Here is a 19,217-nt window from a genome sequence, read left to right as displayed (position 1 = left end):
TTCGGTCACCTGGGTCATCGGGCGCTTAATCGCCCCCCTGCGGCGGCTCAAGCGACATTCCGCGAGCGCTTGCGCGCGGTCGTTGGCGAGGTGGACGGCGCGCTGCGCGGTCGCCTCTGGCGATCCGGCACAGCGAGTTGCCGGCCGGCCCAGTCCCTGGCGAACTGCCAGGCGACGCGTCCGCTGCGCGAACCGCGTTCGAGCGCCCAGTTGAGCGCATCGCGCTCGGCACGAACGATCTCGTCGCGGGCGCAGCCAAAGGACTGCAGCCAATGCGCCACGATCTTGAGATAGGCCTCCTGGTCGAATGGATAGAAGGAAATCCACAGACCGAAGCGCTCGGACAGCGAAATCTTTTCCTCGATCGCTTCGCCGGGATGAATTTCCTCACCGACGCGCCGGCTCTCCAGGTTTTCGGCAAAATATTCGGGCATCAGATGCCGCCGGTTCGACGTGGCGTAGATCAGCACATTCTCGGGCGCCGCGGCGATCGAACCGTCGAGAACGACCTTCAGCGCCTTGTAGCGTGCATCGCCGGAGTCAAAGGAAAGATCATCGCAGAAGACGATGAAGCGCTCCGGGCGTCCATCGATCAGTTCAACGATATCCGGCAGATCGGTCAGGTCGCCCTTTTCCACCTCGATCACGCGCAGTCCTTGCGGTGCGTATTCGTTGAGCAGCGCCTTGATCAGCGATGACTTGCCCGATCCGCGCGCACCGGTGAGCAGTACATTGTTGGCCGGCTGGCCGGCGACGAAGTGGCGCGTGTTGGCGTCGATGCGCGCTTTCTGCTCGTCAATGTCCTGCAGGTCGCCGAGCCTGATCACGGGCAGGCGCGTGATCGGCTGCAGAAAACCTGCGCCGCGGCGGGTTCGCCAGCGGAAAGCGCAGGCCGCAGCCCAGTCCGGAAACGGTGACGCAGGCGGCAGCAAGGGCTCGAGACGATCGAGGAACTGCTCGGCGCGGACGAGGAAACGCGCAATTTGTCGGAAAGAGTCGATCATCGGACAGAGGACAGCATGACCAGTATACTTCAGAGGTTGACGAACCCGACACTCTAGCCAAACCATGCACAAAAGCCAATCACGGTCTTTCTTCGTCGTCGTCACCGCACTGCTTGCGGTGTTGCTCAGCGCTTGTGGGACGCTTGCGCCGAGCGGCGCCTCCTGTGCTGCGCCCCCCCAGTTGCCCAGCCTGTCCACCCTGCGCCGCGGCCGGGCCGGCGAGCACGCCCCAGCCCGCCGCCAAGCCGTTACAGGCCGCGCGCTGGAGCGATCTGCCGGGCTGGAACGACGATGACCTGGCTGCCGCCTGGCCGGCTTTCCTGCAATCGTGCCGTGCGCTCGCCAAGCGGCCGCAGTGGCCGCAATGGCAAGCGGTCTGTGACGAGGCGCGCGGTCTGAACGGAGCGGCGACGGCAGGCATCCGCCGCTTCTTCGAGTCGCGTTTCCAGCCCTGGCTATTGACCAATCCCGACGCCACGACGAGTGGGCTGATCACCGGCTACTACGAACCGCTGCTGCACGGCGCGCGGACGCGTGCCAAGCCCTTTCTGCAGCCGGTGCTCGGCGTGCCGCCCGATCTACTGAACATCGACCTCGGCGCGGTTCTGCCGGATCTGAAGAACATGCGCCTGCGCGGCCGCCTGCAAGGCAACAGGGTGGTTCCCTATTTTTCACGTGCGGAAATCACCGCCCATGAAAAGGACTACCTCGACCGCGTCCTGCTGTACGTCGACGACCCCGTTGAACTGTTCTTTCTGCAGGTGCAGGGCTCCGGGCGCGTCAGGCTGCCCGATGGCCAAACGGTACGCCTGGCGTACGCCGACCAGAATGGCCACCCCTATCAGTCGATCGGGCGGGTGCTCGTCGATCGCGGCGAGTTGAGCCTCGAACAGGCTTCGATGGCAGGCATCAAGCAATGGGCGCGCGCCAATCCGGGCCGGGTCAACGACCTCCTGAACGCCAACCCGAGTTATGTGTTCTTTCGCGAACAGCCGATCAATGGCAGTGACGGCCCGAGCGGCGCTCTCGGCGTAGCGCTAACCCCGGAACGTAGCATCGCCGTCGACCCCCGCTATGCGCCACTCGGCGCGCCCGTCTTCCTGTCGACCAGCCAGCCCGATTCGACAACACCGCTGCGCCGTCTCGTTCTGGCACAGGATACCGGCGGCGCGATTCGCGGCGTCGTGCGCGCCGATCTATTCTGGGGCTTCGGTGCGCAAGCCGGCAATCAGGCCGGTCGCATGAAACAGCAAGGACAGATGTGGGTACTCCTGCCGCCGGGCGCCGCACCAAAATAGGCCAAACATGGTGCAAGCTGGTGCATCAGATCCCCGTTACGGTGCATCAAAGAGAATTCCCGCACCATAGTGGTGCAATGAGCTTGCCGGGAATTGGCGCAAGTCATTGAATCCAGGCGTTGCCTGACCATGGAATAGAAATTGCTTGATGGCTTCGACCCGATTTTCCGGAGGAGCCATGGAAGTACTCAAGTCTGGTAGTGACGTTCTCTTCATCTTGCTCGGTGGCATCATGGTTCTGGCGATGCATTCGGGCTTTGCCTTTCTCGAACTGGGAACGGTACGCAAGAAGAGCCAGGTCAACGCGCTGGTGAAGATTCTGACCGATTTCTCGGTTTCGACGATCGCCTATTTCTTCATCGGTTACAGCATCGCCTACGGCATCCATTTCTTCGCCGGCGCCGAGACGCTGCTGCAGAAAAACGGCTTCGAACTGACACGGTTCTTCTTCCTGCTTACCTTTGCGGCAGCAATCCCGGCGATCGTTTCGGGTGGCATTGCCGAGCGGGCCAGGTTTTACCCGCAACTGACCGCGACCTTTCTGATCGTTGGCTTCATCTACCCCTTCTTTGAAGGCATCGCCTGGAACCAGGCCTTCGGCCTCCAGGCCTGGCTGAAAGCCCACTATGGCGAGGAATTCCACGACTTCGCGGGTTCGGTCGTGGTGCATGCGATGGGTGGCTGGATCGCCCTGCCGGCAGTATTGCTGCTCGGCGCGCGCCATGGGCGTTACACCAAGGAAGGGCGGATTTCCGCGCACCCGCCGTCGTCGATCCCGTTTCTGGCGCTTGGCGCCTGGATTCTGACCGTCGGCTGGTTCGGCTTCAACGTCATGAGCGCGCAGACCATCGACAAGATCTCCGGCCTGGTGGCAATGAACTCACTGATGGCGATGGTCGGCGGTACCCTGGTTGCCCTGGTGGCGGGCAGGAACGACCCTGGCTTCGTGCACAACGGTCCACTCGCCGGTCTGGTTGCGGTCTGTGCCGGCTCCGACGTGATGCACCCGATCGGAGCACTGTTCGTCGGCAGTGTCGCCGGCGGCTTGTTCGTGATGATGTTCACTCTGACCCAGAACCGCTGGAAGATCGACGACGTCCTCGGTGTCTGGCCTCTGCATGGTCTTTGCGGCGCCTGGGGCGGCATCGCCGCCGGCATCTTCGGCAGCCGGGCGCTCGGCGGTGTCGGTGGCGTCTCCTTCATGCCGCAACTGCTGATGACCGGACTGGCCATCGCCATTGCCCTGGTCGGCAGTTGCCTGGTGTATGGCCTCCTCAAAGCATCCGTCGGCCTGCGTCTCGATCAGGAACAGGAATACAATGGTGCCGACCTCTCGATCCACAAGATCACGGCAACGCCTGAACGGGAGCCCAACTGGTAATTGCTCGCGAACGGTATTCCCCAGCCGCCTCGCGAGCAAGGCAAGAAGGAAGACGCATGGAATTGACGCCAAGAGAAAAGGACAAGCTGTTGATCTTCACTGCCGCGCTGCTCGCCGAACGACGTCGGGCGCGTGGTCTGAAGCTCAACTACCCGGAAGCTGTGGCACTGATCAGCGCCGCGATCGTCGAAGGTGCTCGCGATGGTCGCACGGTTGCCGAGCTGATGAGTTACGGCACGACGCTGTTGAGTCGTAGCGAGGTGATGGAAGGCGTGCCGGAAATGATCCACGACATCCAGGTCGAAGCCACATTCCCGGACGGCACCAAGCTGGTCACCGTACATCACCCGATCATTTGAGGACCTGAACGATGATTCCCGGAGAAATGCGAATCGAGGCCGGCGAGATCGAGGGCAACGCCGGCCGTACAACGATCCGCCTGAGCGTCGCCAATACCGGTGACCGGCCGATTCAGGTCGGCTCGCATTACCACTTTGCCGAGACCAATGCCGCGCTGGCTTTCGACCGCGTCGCGGCCTGCGGTTTCCGCCTCGACATTGCCGCCGGTACCGCAGTGCGCTTCGAACCCGGTCAGACGCGCAGCGTGCAACTGGTGGCGCTGGCCGGCGAGCGCCGAGTCTATGGCTTCCAGGCCCTAGTGATGGGGGAATTACCATGAGGATTCGGTCATGAGCGTCAAAATCTCGCGGCAGGCCTACGCCGAAATGTTCGGTCCAACTGTCGGCGACCGCATACGTCTCGCCGACACCGAGCTATGGATCGCCGTCGAGGACGATTTCACGATCTACGGTGAGGAAGTCAAGTTCGGCGGTGGCAAGGTGATCCGAGACGGCATGGGGCAAGGCCAGAAGTCGGCTGCCGAAGTCGCCGACACGGTGATCACCAATGCGCTGATCGTCGACCACTGGGGAATCGTCAAGGCCGACATCGCCATCAAGGGCGGCCGCATCGCCGGCATCGGCAAGGCCGGCAATCCGGACATCCAGCCGGGCGTGACCATCCCTATCGGCGGCGGCACCGAGATCATCGCCGGCGAGGGAATGATCGTCACCGCCGGCGGCATCGACAGCCACATCCATTTCATCTGCCCGCAGCAGATCGATGCAGCACTGATGTCGGGGGTGACGACCATGCTCGGCGGTGGCACCGGACCGGCCACCGGTACCTACGCCACGACCTGTACGCCGGGACCCTGGCACATCCAGCGCATGCTCGAAGCGGCCGACGCTTTCCCGATGAACCTCGGTTTCTTCGGCAAGGGCAACGTCTCGCTGCCGGAACCGCTGCGCGAACAGGTGCGCGCCGGTGCCATCGGTCTCAAGCTGCACGAGGACTGGGGGACCACCCCGGCGGCGATCGACAATTGCCTGGCGGTGGCCGACGAGATGGACGTGCAGGTGGCGATCCACACCGACACACTCAACGAATCCGGCTTCGTCGAAACGACGCTCGCCGCCTTCAAGGGGCGCACCATCCACACCTTTCATACCGAGGGTGCCGGTGGCGGGCATGCGCCCGACATCCTGCGTGCCGTCGGCGAGGCCAATGTCCTGCCTTCGTCGACCAACCCGACGCGGCCGTACACGGTGAATACCATCGATGAGCATCTCGACATGCTGATGGTGTGCCACCACCTCGACCCGGCGATCGCCGAGGACGTCGCTTTCGCCGAAAGCCGCATCCGCCGCGAGACAATCGCCGCCGAAGACCTCCTGCACGACCTCGGTGCGCTGTCGATGATGTCGTCGGATTCGCAGGCGATGGGACGCGTCGGCGAAGTGATCATCCGTACCTGGCAGACAGCGCACAAGATGAAAGTACAGCGCGGCCAGCTGCCGCCGCCGACTGGGCAAAGTGAGGCCACGCACGACAACTTCCGTGTCAAGCGCTACCTCGCCAAGTACACCATCAATCCGGCGATCACGCACGGCATCAGCGATCTCGTTGGCTCGATCGAGGTCGGCAAGCTCGCCGATCTGGTGCTCTGGAAACCGGCTTTCTTCGGCGTCAAGCCATCCTTGATCCTCAAGGGCGGAATGATCGCTGCGGCTGCGATGGGCGACGCCAACGCCTCGATCCCGACGCCGCAGCCGGTGCACTATCGGCCGATGTTCGGGGCTTTCGGCGGTGCGCGCAAGACCTCGGTGACCTTCGTTTCGCAGGCGGCGCTCGAGCATCCGGAACTCGTCGCGCTGCGACTCGCCAAGCCGCTCTTTGCCGTTCGCCAGACGCGCACACTCTGCAAGTCCGACATGATCCACAACGCCGCGACGCCGAAGATCGAAGTCGATCCTGAAACCTACGCCGTTCGCGCCGACGGCGAACTGCTGATCTGCGAACCGGCCAGCGTGCTGCCGATGGCGCAGCGTTACTTTCTGTTCTGAGCATGCTGTTTGCCGAATCCTTCGCCGACCGCGAGACGCCCGCCTGTGACCGCCTGGTATTGCCGTACGACGCCCGCCGCAAGAGCCGGCAGCGCGTCACCCTGGCCAGCGGCGAGGAGATGGGCTATGTCTTTCCGGCCGGTACTGTGCTGCGCCATGGCGACCGATTGCTTACCGGCAATGGCCGCGTGGTCGCCGTCGAGGCTGCGCCGGAAGCGCTGCTCGAAGTCTGCGCCGGTGACCCCCTGCAATTGATCCGCGCCGCCTATCATCTCGGCAACCGGCATGTGCCGGTGCAGCTTGGCGAGCGCAGCCTGCTTATTCAGGCGGATCACGTTCTCGCCGAAATGTTGCTGGGTCTCGGTTGTGTGGTCAGCGAGGTCGAGGCGCCATTCGATCCGGAAGGGGGGGCGTATGGCGCGCATGCGCACGGCGACGCGCACGCGGGCGGTCACGACGGCCATGATTACCGCCTGGAGCGTCCCGGAGCGACGAGCGATGCGCACCATCCCGGCCACGGCCCGCATCGCTCGCCGGCGAAAATTCACGAATTCAGGTGAGTCTTGCTCTGCCTCGCCTGCTGCAGCTCGCCAGCCCGGCACTGCCGGTGGGAGCCTACACTTATTCGCAAGGGCTCGAATGGGCTGTCGAAGCCGGCCTGGTGCACGATCAGGCGACGGCACTGGAATGGATCACCGGCTTGCTCGAACACGGCGTCGGGCGCTTTGAAGCACCGCTGACCGCCTGCCTGCAGCGGGCCTGGGCCGCCGCTGAGGAGCGCGAAGTCGAGCGCCTCAACGCCGATTTCCTGGCCAGCCGCGAGTCCTCCGAGCTGCGTGCCGAGACCGTGCAGATGGGCTATTCGCTGCGTCGCCTGCTGCACGAGCTGGACGATTTCGCGCTGCCAGAAGTCTTCGATGCGCTCCCCGAAGTCTCTTTCCCGGTCGGCTGGGCGCTGGCCGCTGCCGCCTGGGAAATCGCCGTCGTCGATTCACTGACCGCTTATCTATGGTCCTGGTGCGAGAACCAGATGATGGCGGCGCTCAAGGCTGTGCCGCTCGGCCAGGCTGCCGGGCAGCGCATCCTCCTGGCTCTGGGTGGCCGCTTGCCAGCGGTAGTGCAGCAGGCGCTCGAACTGCCCGAAGAGCGCTGGAGCAACTTTGCTCCCGGTCTGGCCCTGGCGTCGAGCCGCCACGAAACCCAGTATTCGAGACTTTTCCGATCCTGAGAGAAAGCGAATTCACATGCATCGACGTCCCGCCCTGCGCATCGGCATCGGAGGCCCGGTCGGCTCCGGCAAGACTGCACTCACCCTGGCACTGTGCCTGGCGCTGCGCGACCGGTACAGCCTCGGCGTGGTGACCAACGACATCTACACCGCCGAAGACGCGAAGTTCCTGGTACAGCACGCGGCGTTGCCGCAGGAACGCATCCTCGGTGTCGAAACCGGCGGTTGTCCGCATACCGCGATTCGCGAGGATGCCTCGATCAACCTCGAAGCCGTCGCCCGCTTGACGGCGACTTTCCCGGACATCGAGATCGTTCTCGTCGAATCCGGCGGCGACAACCTCGCGGCGACCTTCAGCCCGGAACTCTCCGACCTGACGATCTATGTCATCGACGTCGCCGCCGGTGACAAGATCCCGCGCAAGGGCGGGCCGGGGATCACCAAGTCCGACCTCCTGGTGATCAACAAGACCGATCTGGCACCGCTGGTTGGCGCTTCGCTGGAGGTGATGGAGCGCGACAGCCGACGCATGCGCGGCGAGCAACCTTTCGTCTTCAGCAACATGAAGACGGGGCAGGGGTTGACCGAGATCATTGCCTTCATCGAATCGAACGGGCTGTTCCAAATGAAGACCGAAAGCGCCAATCAGACCGCGATGGGTTCTGGTCTGTGATCCGTTGCAGATACGGCGTGGATCATCTTGAAATCCTGGTCAGGGGTGTGCTGCCGGCATATGCCCCCCGCGGGTACCCTTTTCCACGGAGTCCCACTCGTCCTGTCCCCCCTCCGCCCTGGCCGAACCAACGATGGTGTCTATCAAATACCGGGGCCTTCGCTTGGTTTCGTGAAATATCTTGGCCAGGTACTCACCGATGACGCCCAGAGAGAGCAGTTGCACACCCGACAGCAAGAACTGTGGAATCACGATCGATGCCCATCCCGGCACGGCGCTGTCGCTGAGCAAACGCACACCGAGCGCCCACAGTCCCATTCCGACACTCAGCAAAGAGACCAGCAGCCCTAGTGCAGTGATGGTCCGCAATGGAACGGCAGAGAACGATGTTACCCCCTGCCAGGCCAGGGCGATCATGCGCCGCAGCGGGTACTTGGATTCGCCGGCAAAGCGTACAGCGCGCGCGTATTCGACCTTGGCACTGCGATAGCCGAGCAGAGGAATCAGGCCGCGCAGAAAGAGGTTGCTCTCTTCGTATCGCCGTAGGGACTCAATGGCGCGGCGACTCATCAAGCGGTAGTCGGCATGATTGAACACCATTTCCACGCCCATGCGACGAAGGAGTTTGTAATAGGCTTCGGCGCTAAGGCGTTTGAAGAGAGTATCGGTGGTACGCGCCGACCGCACGCCATAGACGATGTCTGCCCCATCCCGGTAGTGCTCGATCATTTGTGGGATGACGGCCAGATCGTCCTGGAGATCAGCATCCAGACTGACCAGAATGTCGCCACGGGCATGCATCAGCCCGGCCAACAACGCAAATTGATGCCCCTGGTTGCGGGAAAGCTTGATGCCACAGACCAAGGTGCTCGGATCACGTGCCGCGGATTCGATGAGTGACCAGGTGGCATCGCGACTGCCATCGTCGACAAACCAGATTCGACTTTCCGCCCGCACCTGGCCGGCGGCGACCAGGCCGGCAAGCAGTGCTCGCAGCTGCTTAAGAGTTTCAGGGAACACCTCCTGTTCGTTGTAGCAAGGCACCACCAGTGCCAGGACGGGAACGGCATCAGCGCATGGAACAGTCATCTAGGTCACCTTCAGAATATGGCTTGCGGCTGTGTCAGGGTGCGGAGGAGATCAGGTACAGCCCAAGCATTACCAACAGCACGCCCGACACCGCTCGCAGCGAAGTTTGTTCGCCAAGCACCAGAACCCCACCCAGGTACACCAGGACAAAGGTCAGTGCCGTGAATGGATAGACGACGGTCAAAGGCAAGCGGGACAACGCAAATATCCAAAGCAGCGTGCCGAGACCGTACAAGGCCAAGCCCGACAAGATCCAGTGATTGAAGAATGACTCCAAGGACTCCCGCCCAGTCGCACCCACCTTGAAAAGCATCTGGCCTGCGGCTGCGCACAGGGTGCCGGACAGCAACGCGATCAGCACTCCAGCATGCGGCGAACTCACCGCTGGGCGAGCGCACGAACCGCACGCTTGTGTTTCATCACCGCCAGCTTGGATACCGCATGCTCGGGCAGTGAACGCAGGATCATCTTGCGCAGGCGATAGCTGATGGGCGAATAGTCCGCTATCGCGGCAGATGGGGAGATGCGGTGGGCGACAATTTCCGCCGGAAGATCCGGTACAACCGACTGGTGCGCAAAGAATAGGATGTTATAGCGGTACCAGGTCTCAATCGACGGATTACCGACAATCCGGGGCCGAACAAAATCGAACAAGGAAAAACCGCGCGCCTCGAAAAGGTCGCGCCAGAAACTATAAGGTTGCTCGTTGATATGGTTTTCACCACCTTGCCCCGGCACCGCGGCGGAAAACAGTACCCGCTTGCCGTGTCTCGTAATGTTGTCGATCAGTTGGTCGCTGGTTTGCCTCGGGACGTGCTCGGCAACCTCCAGGCATTGGACCAGGTCGAATTGCCGTCCCAGGTCGAACGATTTGGTGATGTCCTTCGGAATAAAGCGATCCGTATCGATCAACAACATGTTGCGATCTACGTAGTCGCCATCCACTCCAAACAAATCCGGCACACCCAGCTCGCGATACCCTGCCAGCCAGGCTGCTGCACCGCAGCCAACGTCAAGAACGCTGCGCAAGCGCAAGGGGCCGATCACGAGCGGCAGCACACCGAGCGCCGATCTGGCGGCACCTTCGCGCTGATATTTATAGAACAGGGTATCGTAGACATGCGCTGCATCAGGGCTGGGAGTAGTCATGTTGGATTCTTCCTGTTGCCGAATTAATGTGAAAGTCGCGTCAGCGACTCACGAACCTCCCCTCCCCACTTGCGGGGGAGGGGTTGGGGAGAGGGAAACGGTCATGACTTTCATGATCGGGGGGTGCCTGGAAAAGTCATGACCGTTAGGTGGCAGGGACACGGGCATCGTTGCTCGGCAGCCTGGGTCGGCTTACCGCTTGGCCCAGTATCGGTAATAGAACGCACAAAATGCCAAGCTGCAGAATGTGGTATCGGCCTGAACTCTCGACTATCATATGCATCAGGAACGAATAAGCAAAGCTCATTACCAGCAACACTTCATTCAGGGTAAAGGGCACTGGCCGGCGGAGCAGTTCCATCGTGGAGGCCAGGATCAGCGCCCAGAAGGCCAGCCACCAAGCGTTTGACAAGGCCTTGGCCAGTGGATAGACCCAGCTTGGCGCTTCGGCGCGGACGCGCTTGATACTATAGTAGGCACCCTCGGCATCGTCACCCATAAAGCGCGCACTCTTCTTGGTCGCCAGAATCGCAAAGTCCAGGGGATGTGCCTGAATCCAGGCAAGGGCCAGACGTTTCGCTTCCTGGTCGGCTTCCAGCTCGGCCATCTGGAATACAGGCTCGTCGCTCCAGTATTCGTAGTAGCCGCCGTTGGCGCGAGGGTTGTTGGCTCCATAGAGACCAAAACCTCCATTGGTAGACACCAGCACGAACTGACCAAATACCTCGTAATTGCGCACCGTCCAGGGGGAAATGACGGCAGCCATACCGATCAATAGTGCGCAGGTTCCCAATAAGGCTTGCCAGAGCCGGCGTGTCGCGAACACCCAGAAGATCAAGATGACCGCGGGAAATAGTTGCATCGCGGGTTGCACCAGCGTGATTGCGCCAATGAAGAGGCCGCAAACCATTTGCCAAGCAGGCCGCCAGTGGACACCGTCGTCACCTCGGATGGCCAGCCAAAGCACCCATGGCAACAGAGCCGCTAGAATCACCTCCTTGCCGGGAACGCTGGCATGCGTCACCAGGTTCGGCCAGACCGCGAACAACCATATTGCCATGCGTGAACCGGCTGGCCCAGCCAGGCGGAGCGCCAAGGCGCGCACACCCATCGCACCGGCCAGGAAGAGAAACACATTGCTGACCAGGATGGCAACCCTGACGTTTGCGAAGGTGGCCAGCCAAGGCAGAAGAAAGAAGGGATAGCCTGGAGGCCAATAGGCGCGATTATCTCCGATCGCGTAGGATTGCCCAGCAAGCAAACGCCTCGCAAGTTTGATATAGACGGCACCATCTGATACGGGTTCACCGTGAAAGGCCAGAGCCCACGCCAAACGTAAAAGCACACCAAGGATGCAACACGCCAGAGCCCAGTAGCGTTCGTCAGTTTTTGCCGAAAACGACGCACATTTGCTGACGAACTCGGCGATGCGATGTCGCATTCGCCATAAGAGGACGAGGGCCAGAACACCAAGAACGATGGAGATCAGCCATGTTTGTTGTGGGGGCAGTGACACGAGAAGCTGGAGCATCGCCAGTGCGGGGGTACCAACCCACGCCGAGAAACCGGCAATCAGCAGCAGGCACGCGCTCGCCAGCGCGAGTGGTTTTGGACAGTTCTCGGCAGCTACTGGCAGACTGTTGATTTTGTATTTCTCCATGGATCTCCCCTCGCGGGTGAGGAGTGGTCGGGGGAGAGGGAAACGGTCCTGACCTTCATGATCAGGGCGCCTGGAAAAGTCATGACCGATAGGTGAATCAGAAAACTCACAGGACAGGAAATCCAGCACCAAAGTATGAGTATCGCTGACGATTGCAGCCGCAGTCAATCCTGGTTGCGACGCCCGGAGCGACAACGGCTAGCAGGTCGCGAACCTGAGCCTGGTCTGATGAGAGGTATTACACCTGATATTGCCCAACCGCCTTGCGCATGCGGGTCACCGTTGCGGTCAGCACGTCGACCATTGCTCCGGCTTCTCTGGTCACCGATACGTTCTGCTCGGTCATCGAGGCAACGCGCTCGACATTTTGCGCAAGTTCGGTCATGGCTGCCCGCTGCTCGCTTGAGGAGTGCGTGATTTCGCTCACCATCCTCACCGTGGTCCGCATCTGCTCGTTGATGCCACACAGGGCCTGGCGGGCTTCCTGAACCAGACGGACGCTCTCATCGACCTCGTTCGCGCCGTTGCGCATGCACTCCACCGCCTGTTTGGTTTCATTCTGGATACTGCCGATCATGCAGCTGATTTCGTGGGTTGCCTTGCCTGTCCGCTCCGCGAGTTTGCGCACCTCGTCGGCGACGACCGAAAAGCCGCGTCCAGCCTCCCCCGCCCGTGCTGCCTCGATCGCGGCGTTCAGTGCCAGGAGATTGGTCTGGTCGGCCACTTCCTTGATGACGGCGACGATGCGGCTGATTTCCTCCGAGCGCTGGCCCAGCGACTCCACCTGCTGTGCCGACGCTTTCACCGTTTCGGCCAGCGCAAGAATGGTCTGGCTGGCGCGTAGCGACAGCTCTTCGCCGGCTTGCGCGACCTCACCGGCCTTGTGGGCCGCCGCCTCGGTGCTGGCGGCATGCGCCGCCACTTCGCCAATCGACACCGTCACCTCCTCGACGGCTGCCGCCGAAGCCGAGGTGGCGTCGCTTTGCACGATCGCCGACTGGTTGACGTTCAGCACGCCGGCACGCACCTGGTTATTGGCGGCGTTGACCTGTTTGGCGGTGTCCGCCATACCCTGGACCGTGGCCTGCACCGCGGCAACAAACTTGTCGGCCAGGTGGGCAATGCGCCCGACGATGTCGCGACGGGGAATGTCGAGTCGTGTCTTGAGATCGCCGGTTGACAGCACCGAATCGAGATGATTGGCCGTGGCCTGGAGATCGCGCAACACCCGTGGTGTCACCCAGAACAGGAAGAACAAGGCATAAAGCGCGGCAACAGCGGTCAAGAGGGTTTGCACATGCCCCAGCGGTCGCCCGCCGATCAATTCCGCGGTCAGCTCCAGGACCCCGGGAAGCACCGCCAGCAGGCCCATGAGGAGCATTTGCGTCGGCAAGCTGGCGAACCAATCGACCACCACAGGCAGCACACGTTCTACCCGACCGTGCCGGATGCGTAGGGAGCGGTCGCCCTTGCGGATCCGTCGATAAGCCTCCTCGGCTGCCGCGATCTCCTGGCGACTCGGGCGTGCGCGCACCGACTGGTAGCCGACTATCTGGCCATTTTCACGAACCGGCGATGCATTTGCGACCACCCAGTAAAAACCGCCGTCCTTGCGACGGTTCTTGACCAGGCCACGCCATGGTCGACCCGCCTTGAGGTCGGTCCAGAGGTCAGCGAAAGCGGCTTCCGGCATATCCGGGTGACGGACCATATTGTGCGGTTGCCCGGTCATTTCCTCGCGGGTATAGCCACTGATGGCGGCAAAAGCCTCGTTCGCTTCCTCGATCACCCCCTTGAGGTCAGTGCGCGAGTAGATGAACTCGCCTTCGGGAAGGACCGTTTCAATCCTGGTAACGGGTTGGTTGTTTCGCATGGCGTGAACGGTGCGTGGATGATGGTGATATGGCTGTGGATGATGCCTAAGTATTGCCGATTCAACAAGCACGAGTTTGTATTCGCATGGCAAGCCTCCTCGAGGGAGGCATGGCGATATCCTCCAGCGCTCAGAACGAGCGTGGCAGCCCGAGCAGATGCTCGGCGACGTAGGCGAAGATCAGGTTGGTCGAGATCGGTGCGACCTGATACAGGCGCGTTTCGCGGAACTTGCGCTCGATGTCGTATTCGCTGGCGAAACCGAAGCCGCCGTGGGTCTGCAGACAGACGTTGGCCGCCTCCCAGGAGGCCTTGGCAGCGAGGTACTTGGCCATGTTGGCCTGCGCGCCGCAGGCTTGCTGCGCGTCGAACAGCGTGCAGGCCTGGAAACGCATCAGGTTGGCCGCCTCGATCTCGATCAGGGCCTCGGCGATCGGGAACTGCACCCCCTGGTTCATGCCGATCGGCCGGTCGAAAACGATGCGCTCGCCGGCGTAGCGCGTCGCGCGATCGATGAACCAGTAGCCATCACCGATGCATTCTGCGGCGATCAAGGCCCGTTCGGCATTGAGTCCGTCGAGCAGGTAGCGGAAGCCCTGGCCCTCGTCACCGATCAGGTTCTCTGCGGGGATTTCGAGATTATCGAAGAACAGTTCGTTGGTCTCGTGGTTGACCATGTTGGCGATCGGTCGCACCGAGAGACCGTGGCCGATGGCGTCATGCAGGTCGACGATGAAGATCGACATCCCTTCGGATTTCCTTTTCACCTCGGCGAGCGCTGTGGTGCGTGCCAGCAGGATCATCAGATCCGAGTGCTGCACGCGCGAAATCCAGACCTTCTGGCCATTGACCAGATAACGGCCATCCTTCCTTTCGGCGGTAGTCCTGATCTTCGTCGTATCGGAACCGGTGCTCGGCTCGGTCACCGCCATCGACTGGATGCGGAGTTTCCCGGCGGCAATCGCCGGCAGGTATTGTTCCTTCTGCGCCGGGCTGCCGTGCCGCAGCAGCGTACCCATGTTATACATCTGGCCATGCACGGCGCCGGAATTGCCACCGCAACGGTTGATCTCTTCCATGATCACGCTCGCCGCGGTCAGCCCCAGGCCGGAGCCGCCGTACTCCTCGGGAATCATTGCCGCCAGCCAGCCAGCACCGATCAGCGCGGCGGCGAAGGCCTCGGGATAAGCGCGCTGCTCGTCGATCCTGCGGAAATACTCGTCCGGGAAGTTGCGGCAGAGGTCGCGGATGGCGTCGCGAATCTCCTGGTGATTGTCATCGGTACTGAGCATTGCGCCCTCCTTGCCATGAAATCTGCATGCGGATGCCTGCCGCTGGAATGCTTGCCTGGCACACTATACACAAAGCACGCGGAAACGATCACGAGGGCATTGCTCGATGTGGAGTTAGCCCGGACAATCGCATCTTTCCGATTTGAAATGATTCGTCGATTCCGAATCGTGATCGCCGGCATCGCTGCCAGGAGCAGCGCAAGTTTTCCCTGGAGTCCACCTCATGAGCTTCGCTGAAATCGCTGCCCTGACTCTGCACGATGTCAAGAACCGCCTCGCCAAACTGGCCGGTCGCGCCGAAGCCAGAGGCGACGTAGATACCCTGCGCGAGACCATCGAGGCGTCGAATACGCTGACACGGCTACTCACCTATTACCGCTCGGACGTCGGCAGCCTCACCCTGGACATTGACGCGCACGCTCCGGCCGATCTTGCCGCAGAGTTTGTCGAGGATGCCATCGTCCAGGGAGGCTGTCCCGTTGACCTCGATTGTTCGCAGGCGCCGACACTGTGGTTCTACGACGAAGCCGTCGTGCGCATGGTGCTGGCCAACGCCGTGCACAACGCCGGGCGGCATGCGCGGGCGCGCATCGTTATCGAGGTTGCCGAACGTGGCGGTTTTCTCGAGTTCCTGGTTCGCGATGATGGCAACGGTTATCGCCAGGAGGTGCTCGAAGATGTGACCGGCGCGGCGACGCCGGTCACCAGGAACGGTACCGGACTCGGCCTCCGGCTGGCCAGACGCATTGCAGAAATGCACGAGAACGCCGGCCAGCAGGGCGAAATCCGGCTTGAAAATGCCGGTGGTGCGGTTTTTCGTCTGCTGCTGCCGAAGTAGTGTCATCGAATTCCCTCTGTCAGGAGACTTCATGCTCAAGCGAATCAGTGTCCAACAGCTCACCCTGGGGATGTACCTCAAGGACTTCTGCGGTTCCTGGATGGAACATCCGTTCTGGCGCTCGGCATTCGTCATCACCGATCCGAAGGATCTCGCCAGTATTCGCGCGAGCAGCATCACCGAGGTCTGGATTGATTGCGCAAAGGGACTGGATCTGGCGCCCGATGATTCGCCGGTCGCGGTCGCCGAGTCCGTGGCCGAGGTCGATATTGAACTGGCCAGCACGGCCAGCAAGAAACGTGAGACTGCATCCGTCAGCAGTGGGGTCGAATTTGCCCGCGCGGCCAGGATCGTCACCAGGTCGCGGGAGGCAATCACCGCGATGTTCGGAGAAGCGCGCATGGGCAAGGCGATCGATAGCGTGGGCGCGCAACGACTGGTCGATGAAATTTCGGACTCGATGAGCCGCAACCCAGGCGCCCTGGTCAGCATCGCGCGCCTGAAGACTGCTGACAATTACACGTACATGCATTCGGTGGCTGTCTGCGGGTTGATGGTTACCCTTGCCAGACAGCTTGGCCTCGATCCACAGCAGACGCAGTCTGCCGGCCTGGCGGGGCTGTTGCACGACCTCGGCAAGGCGTTGATCCCGACCGCGATCCTCAACAAGCCGGGCAGACTGACCGACGCGGAGTTCACTCTCGTGAAATCGCATCCGGAAAAAGGCCACCAGATATTGCTCGAGGGCCACGGCGCCGACGCGATCGCGCTGGATGTGGTCCTTCACCACCACGAAAAGACCGATGGTTCCGGCTACCCGAAACGCCTGAAAGGTGACGACATCAGCCTGTTTGCCAAAATGGGCGCGGTCTGCGACGTGTACGACGCAATCACCTCGGATCGGCCCTACAAGGCCGGCTGGTGCCCGGCCGAATCGCTGCGCCGGATGAACGAATGGACCAAGGGTCATTTCGAACCCAGGGTCTTTCAGGCTTTTGTCAAGACCATCGGTATCTACCCGATCGGCACGCTGGTGCGACTGAGTTGTGGCCGACTCGGCGTCGTCACCGAGCAGGGCAGTCACTCGCTGCTCCGCCCACAGGTCAAGGTCTTCTTCTCGACACGCTCGAACGAACGCATCTTGCCGACCGTCATCGACCTCGCGCACGCGGATGCTGCCTACAAGATCGTCAACATCGAAGACCCGGAGAAATGGAAGTTCAGCAACCTCAGCGCGATCTGGTCCGGTCTGCCCAATCTGCCGGGGTAATGCACCGATCAGACCTGACCGGAATGTTCGTTACCTGACTGAATGGGTGGCTTGATCATGGGATTTGGGCATTGACTTCCGGTGGCCGACTGGGGTCCCGAATCACACCCCGGTTCCCCGGTCCCGCCGCCGCAGGTGCCGGGAGCGGCGGTGTTATAATCGGACGTCCTTTTCCGGTGCCCTTCCGATGCTGATCACCCGCCGCCTCGAATTCGACGCCGGCCACCGCATACCTGACCACAAGAGTCAATGTCGGCATCTGCACGGTCACCGCTATGCGATCGAGATTACGCTTGCCGGCGACATCATCCGCCACGACGGCGACCCGGCCAACGGCATGGTGATGGATTTTTCCGAAGTCAAGACCCTGGCCTGCGAGCATCTGGTCGATGCCTGGGATCATGCCTTCCTGGTCTATGCCGGCGACCTGCCGGTGGTGAGCTTTCTGGCCTCCTTGTCGGGACACAAGACGGTGCTGCTCGATTGTGTGCCGACTGTTGAAAACCTTGCGCAGAGAGCCTTCTCGATTCTCGACGCGGTCTATCGGGACAACTATGGCAAGCACTTGCGTCTCGAGCGCCTGCGCCTCTACGAAACGCCCAATTGCTGGGCGGAAGCGATTCGCGAATAGCGAATAGCGAATAGCGAATAGCGAATAGCGAATAGCGAATAGCGAATAGCGAATAGGGTGCTGCGGAGACTTGCGGGGGGCGAAGGCGGGGTTTCGCGGAGCACTGCTCCGCGCCGCCGCAGCCGGCCCGCGATGCAGCGCGGGCCGTGGAAGGGCTTGGGGGAGAGGGGGCGTCCATGCCCTCGCATGCCAGCAGAGCAGACTTACGGCTCTGGCTATGTGCTTTCGCAAGGATTTGACGAATATTTGACGAATTCGTGTGCAACGATGATCCTCTCCCCACCTCCCCCACCAAGGGGGAGGGGGTGGGTGCACCGATGTCAACGCATCTCCATCGAACCAGGCACTTCGACCAACACTTTCATTCGCGTGCGCCGTGCAAAGGCGCTGTCTTCCAGCGGGTGCGAAACCCGCCCGGCAACTTTCGCTCCGGCCGGTAGCAACTGGAGCAGTCGTGGAGGTAACGAAGCGGCTGAAGCCTCTGGTGTAGAGGGTTCTGTAAGGAACTCGGCGAACATGCGGGCCGTAATTTGATTGAACACTGAGCAGGCCTCGAAAAAGTGTGATGCGGAAGCCGACCCGGCGTGAATACGGGGAAGGCCGATGTCACAGGCGAATGCGAGCGAAACGCAGTCTGTGGTTCCGCCGGGGTATTGGTGACGGCATGTGTGGAAGAGGAAGGCAGACGCAACACGGGAAGCCCCATCCCGTGGTCAATCGCAAGACCAACCGGACGCCCGCGAGGGACAGGCTGGGCGAGATGGGGTGGCGGAGAGGCCCGTAGTACCGATGAAGTCGGGTAATGCCGATGGAGGAAAGGGGCCTCAGTTCAAGACCAACGCAAGAAGCGGGAAGGGACACGAGATTGGGCAACCTGCAAACTCCGATCAGCGTTCAGAAACTGCGGACCGCGTTACATGCCAAAGCGAAGGAAGAACCCGAGTACCGGTTCTACCTCCTGTACGACAAGATTTATCGACGGGACGTGCTCGACCACGCCTACCGAAGCTGCAAAGCCAACCAGGGAGCAGCCGGGGTGGATGGCGTACGTTTTGAAGACATCGAAGCATGGAGAAGAACGCTGGCTTGGGGAACTGGCGGAACGGCTGAAGAAGAAAGACTACCGACCGGAAGCGGTCAAGCGGGTCTGGATTCCCAAGCCGAACGGCAAGCTGCGCCCCTTGGGCATACCGACGATCACCGACCGAGTGGTACAAACGGCGGCCATGCTCGTGCTGGAACCCATCTTTGAAGCCGATCTGCAACCGGAGCAATACGCGTACCGGGCAGAGCGGGGAGCGCAGGATGCGGTACAAGCGGTTCATCGTCTATTGAACACTGGACACCAGCAAGTGATCGATGCGGATCTATCCGGCTATTTCGATAGCATTCCGCACCCTGAGCTTATGAAGAGCGTCGCCCGTCGG

Annotated in this window: 18 protein-coding genes and 1 pseudogene; 12 read left to right on the top strand and 7 right to left on the bottom strand. The window is 61.5% G+C overall.

All coding sequences use genetic code 11. The annotated features are described in order from the left end of the window. Positions 1 to 47 precede the first annotated feature (47 nt). On the bottom strand, positions 48 to 1,004 hold the full coding sequence (locus E4Q08_RS18375; RefSeq protein WP_169071428.1) for an ATP-binding protein: 957 nt from the start codon (positions 1,002 to 1,004) through the stop codon (positions 48 to 50). Positions 1,005 to 1,168: 164 nt separating this feature from the next. Here E4Q08_RS18375 and mltA point away from each other — a divergent pair, with 164 nt between their 5' ends. From mltA to ureG, 8 genes are all read left to right on the top strand, one after another. Next, positions 1,169 to 2,302, top strand: a complete 1,134-nt coding sequence (gene mltA, locus E4Q08_RS18370; RefSeq protein ID WP_308240168.1) for a murein transglycosylase A — start codon at positions 1,169 to 1,171, stop codon at positions 2,300 to 2,302. Positions 2,303 to 2,480: 178 nt separating this feature from the next. Next, positions 2,481 to 3,683, top strand: coding sequence for an ammonium transporter (locus E4Q08_RS18365; RefSeq protein ID WP_169071426.1), 1,203 nt, complete (start codon positions 2,481 to 2,483; stop codon positions 3,681 to 3,683). Between the two features lie 56 nt (positions 3,684 to 3,739). Further along, positions 3,740 to 4,042, top strand: coding sequence for an urease subunit gamma (locus tag E4Q08_RS18360; protein ID WP_034916943.1), 303 nt, complete (start codon positions 3,740 to 3,742; stop codon positions 4,040 to 4,042). A gap of 11 nt (positions 4,043 to 4,053) precedes the next feature. Beyond that, positions 4,054 to 4,362 (top strand): urease subunit beta, encoded by a 309-nt coding sequence (locus E4Q08_RS18355; protein ID WP_169071425.1) that lies wholly within the window; start codon positions 4,054 to 4,056, stop codon positions 4,360 to 4,362. Positions 4,363 to 4,372: 10 nt separating this feature from the next. Next, on the top strand, positions 4,373 to 6,088 hold the full coding sequence (ureC, locus tag E4Q08_RS18350; protein ID WP_169071424.1) for an urease subunit alpha: 1,716 nt from the start codon (positions 4,373 to 4,375) through the stop codon (positions 6,086 to 6,088). Positions 6,089 to 6,090: 2 nt separating this feature from the next. Beyond that, positions 6,091 to 6,648, top strand: coding sequence for an urease accessory protein UreE (gene ureE, locus E4Q08_RS18345; RefSeq protein ID WP_169071423.1), 558 nt, complete (start codon positions 6,091 to 6,093; stop codon positions 6,646 to 6,648). Then, positions 6,645 to 7,316 (top strand): urease accessory protein UreF, encoded by a 672-nt coding sequence (locus tag E4Q08_RS18340; RefSeq protein WP_169071422.1) that lies wholly within the window; start codon positions 6,645 to 6,647, stop codon positions 7,314 to 7,316. Before ureE ends, E4Q08_RS18340 begins: the two co-directional genes overlap by 4 nt. A gap of 16 nt (positions 7,317 to 7,332) precedes the next feature. Further along, on the top strand, positions 7,333 to 7,989 hold the full coding sequence (gene ureG / locus E4Q08_RS18335; protein ID WP_169071421.1) for an urease accessory protein UreG: 657 nt from the start codon (positions 7,333 to 7,335) through the stop codon (positions 7,987 to 7,989). A 39-nt stretch (positions 7,990 to 8,028) separates the two neighbouring features. Here ureG and E4Q08_RS18330 read toward each other — a convergent pair whose 3' ends face one another. The 6 genes from E4Q08_RS18330 to E4Q08_RS18305 all read right to left on the bottom strand — a co-directional run bounded on the left by E4Q08_RS18330 (position 8,029) and on the right by E4Q08_RS18305 (position 15,051). Then, positions 8,029 to 9,078, bottom strand: coding sequence for a glycosyltransferase family 2 protein (locus tag E4Q08_RS18330; protein ID WP_169071420.1), 1,050 nt, complete (start codon positions 9,076 to 9,078; stop codon positions 8,029 to 8,031). Positions 9,079 to 9,112: 34 nt separating this feature from the next. Beyond that, on the bottom strand, positions 9,113 to 9,439 hold the full coding sequence (locus tag E4Q08_RS18325; RefSeq protein ID WP_288131450.1) for an EamA family transporter: 327 nt from the start codon (positions 9,437 to 9,439) through the stop codon (positions 9,113 to 9,115). Positions 9,440 to 9,456: 17 nt separating this feature from the next. Further along, on the bottom strand, positions 9,457 to 10,227 hold the full coding sequence (locus tag E4Q08_RS18320; protein WP_169071419.1) for a methyltransferase domain-containing protein: 771 nt from the start codon (positions 10,225 to 10,227) through the stop codon (positions 9,457 to 9,459). A gap of 145 nt (positions 10,228 to 10,372) precedes the next feature. Continuing rightward, positions 10,373 to 12,055: a glycosyltransferase family protein gene (locus E4Q08_RS18315; protein WP_169071418.1), complete on the bottom strand. Its 1,683-nt coding sequence runs from the start codon at positions 12,053 to 12,055 to the stop codon at positions 10,373 to 10,375. Positions 12,056 to 12,125: 70 nt separating this feature from the next. Next, the gene (locus E4Q08_RS18310; RefSeq protein ID WP_169071417.1) at positions 12,126 to 13,760 is read right to left on the bottom strand and encodes a methyl-accepting chemotaxis protein; all 1,635 of its coding nucleotides are present in this window, start codon (positions 13,758 to 13,760) and stop codon (positions 12,126 to 12,128) included. Positions 13,761 to 13,890: 130 nt separating this feature from the next. Then, positions 13,891 to 15,051 carry an acyl-CoA dehydrogenase family protein gene (locus E4Q08_RS18305; protein ID WP_169071416.1) on the bottom strand — a complete coding sequence of 387 codons (1,161 nt, stop codon included), beginning with the start codon at positions 15,049 to 15,051 and terminating at the stop codon, positions 13,891 to 13,893. Between the two features lie 223 nt (positions 15,052 to 15,274). On the opposite strand from E4Q08_RS18305, the gene E4Q08_RS18300 reads away from it, so the two are divergent. The 4 genes and pseudogenes from E4Q08_RS18300 to E4Q08_RS18280 form a co-directional block, all read left to right on the top strand. Beyond that, positions 15,275 to 15,889: a sensor histidine kinase gene (locus E4Q08_RS18300; RefSeq protein WP_034920138.1), complete on the top strand. Its 615-nt coding sequence runs from the start codon at positions 15,275 to 15,277 to the stop codon at positions 15,887 to 15,889. Between the two features lie 31 nt (positions 15,890 to 15,920). Continuing rightward, a complete protein-coding gene (locus tag E4Q08_RS18295; RefSeq protein ID WP_169071415.1) occupies positions 15,921 to 17,159 on the top strand; it encodes an HD-GYP domain-containing protein in 1,239 nt (412 codons plus the stop codon). Between the two features lie 187 nt (positions 17,160 to 17,346). Continuing rightward, positions 17,347 to 17,790, top strand: a complete 444-nt coding sequence (queD, locus tag E4Q08_RS18290; protein WP_169071414.1) for a 6-carboxytetrahydropterin synthase QueD — start codon at positions 17,347 to 17,349, stop codon at positions 17,788 to 17,790. A gap of 802 nt (positions 17,791 to 18,592) precedes the next feature. Then, positions 18,593 to 19,217, top strand: a pseudogene (locus E4Q08_RS18280) (reverse transcriptase domain-containing protein); the annotation flags it as partial.

The organism is Candidatus Accumulibacter contiguus (assembly GCF_012940005.1).
Classification (GTDB): domain Bacteria; phylum Pseudomonadota; class Gammaproteobacteria; order Burkholderiales; family Rhodocyclaceae; genus Accumulibacter; species Accumulibacter contiguus.
Note: the sequence above shows the minus strand (reverse complement) of the source record. Positions and strands in the feature narration are given on the sequence as shown.

Excerpts from the sequence above, each read along its gene's own strand:
- E4Q08_RS18375 (WP_169071428.1), bottom strand. The coding sequence starts at position 1,004 with ATGATCGACTCTTTCCGACAAATTGCGCGTTTCCTCGTCCGCGCCGAG.
- E4Q08_RS18365 (WP_169071426.1), top strand. The coding sequence starts at position 2,481 with ATGGAAGTACTCAAGTCTGGTAGTGACGTTCTCTTCATCTTGCTCGGT.
- E4Q08_RS18360 (WP_034916943.1), top strand. The coding sequence starts at position 3,740 with ATGGAATTGACGCCAAGAGAAAAGGACAAGCTGTTGATCTTCACTGCC.
- E4Q08_RS18355 (WP_169071425.1), top strand. The coding sequence starts at position 4,054 with ATGATTCCCGGAGAAATGCGAATCGAGGCCGGCGAGATCGAGGGCAAC.
- ureC (WP_169071424.1), top strand. The coding sequence starts at position 4,373 with ATGAGCGTCAAAATCTCGCGGCAGGCCTACGCCGAAATGTTCGGTCCA.
- ureE (WP_169071423.1), top strand. The coding sequence starts at position 6,091 with ATGCTGTTTGCCGAATCCTTCGCCGACCGCGAGACGCCCGCCTGTGAC.
- ureG (WP_169071421.1), top strand. The coding sequence starts at position 7,333 with ATGCATCGACGTCCCGCCCTGCGCATCGGCATCGGAGGCCCGGTCGGC.
- E4Q08_RS18330 (WP_169071420.1), bottom strand. The coding sequence starts at position 9,078 with ATGACTGTTCCATGCGCTGATGCCGTTCCCGTCCTGGCACTGGTGGTG.
- E4Q08_RS18320 (WP_169071419.1), bottom strand. The coding sequence starts at position 10,227 with ATGACTACTCCCAGCCCTGATGCAGCGCATGTCTACGATACCCTGTTC.
- E4Q08_RS18310 (WP_169071417.1), bottom strand. The coding sequence starts at position 13,760 with ATGCGAAACAACCAACCCGTTACCAGGATTGAAACGGTCCTTCCCGAA.
- E4Q08_RS18305 (WP_169071416.1), bottom strand. The coding sequence starts at position 15,051 with ATGCTCAGTACCGATGACAATCACCAGGAGATTCGCGACGCCATCCGC.
- E4Q08_RS18300 (WP_034920138.1), top strand. The coding sequence starts at position 15,275 with ATGAGCTTCGCTGAAATCGCTGCCCTGACTCTGCACGATGTCAAGAAC.
- E4Q08_RS18295 (WP_169071415.1), top strand. The coding sequence starts at position 15,921 with ATGCTCAAGCGAATCAGTGTCCAACAGCTCACCCTGGGGATGTACCTC.
- queD (WP_169071414.1), top strand. The coding sequence starts at position 17,347 with ATGCTGATCACCCGCCGCCTCGAATTCGACGCCGGCCACCGCATACCT.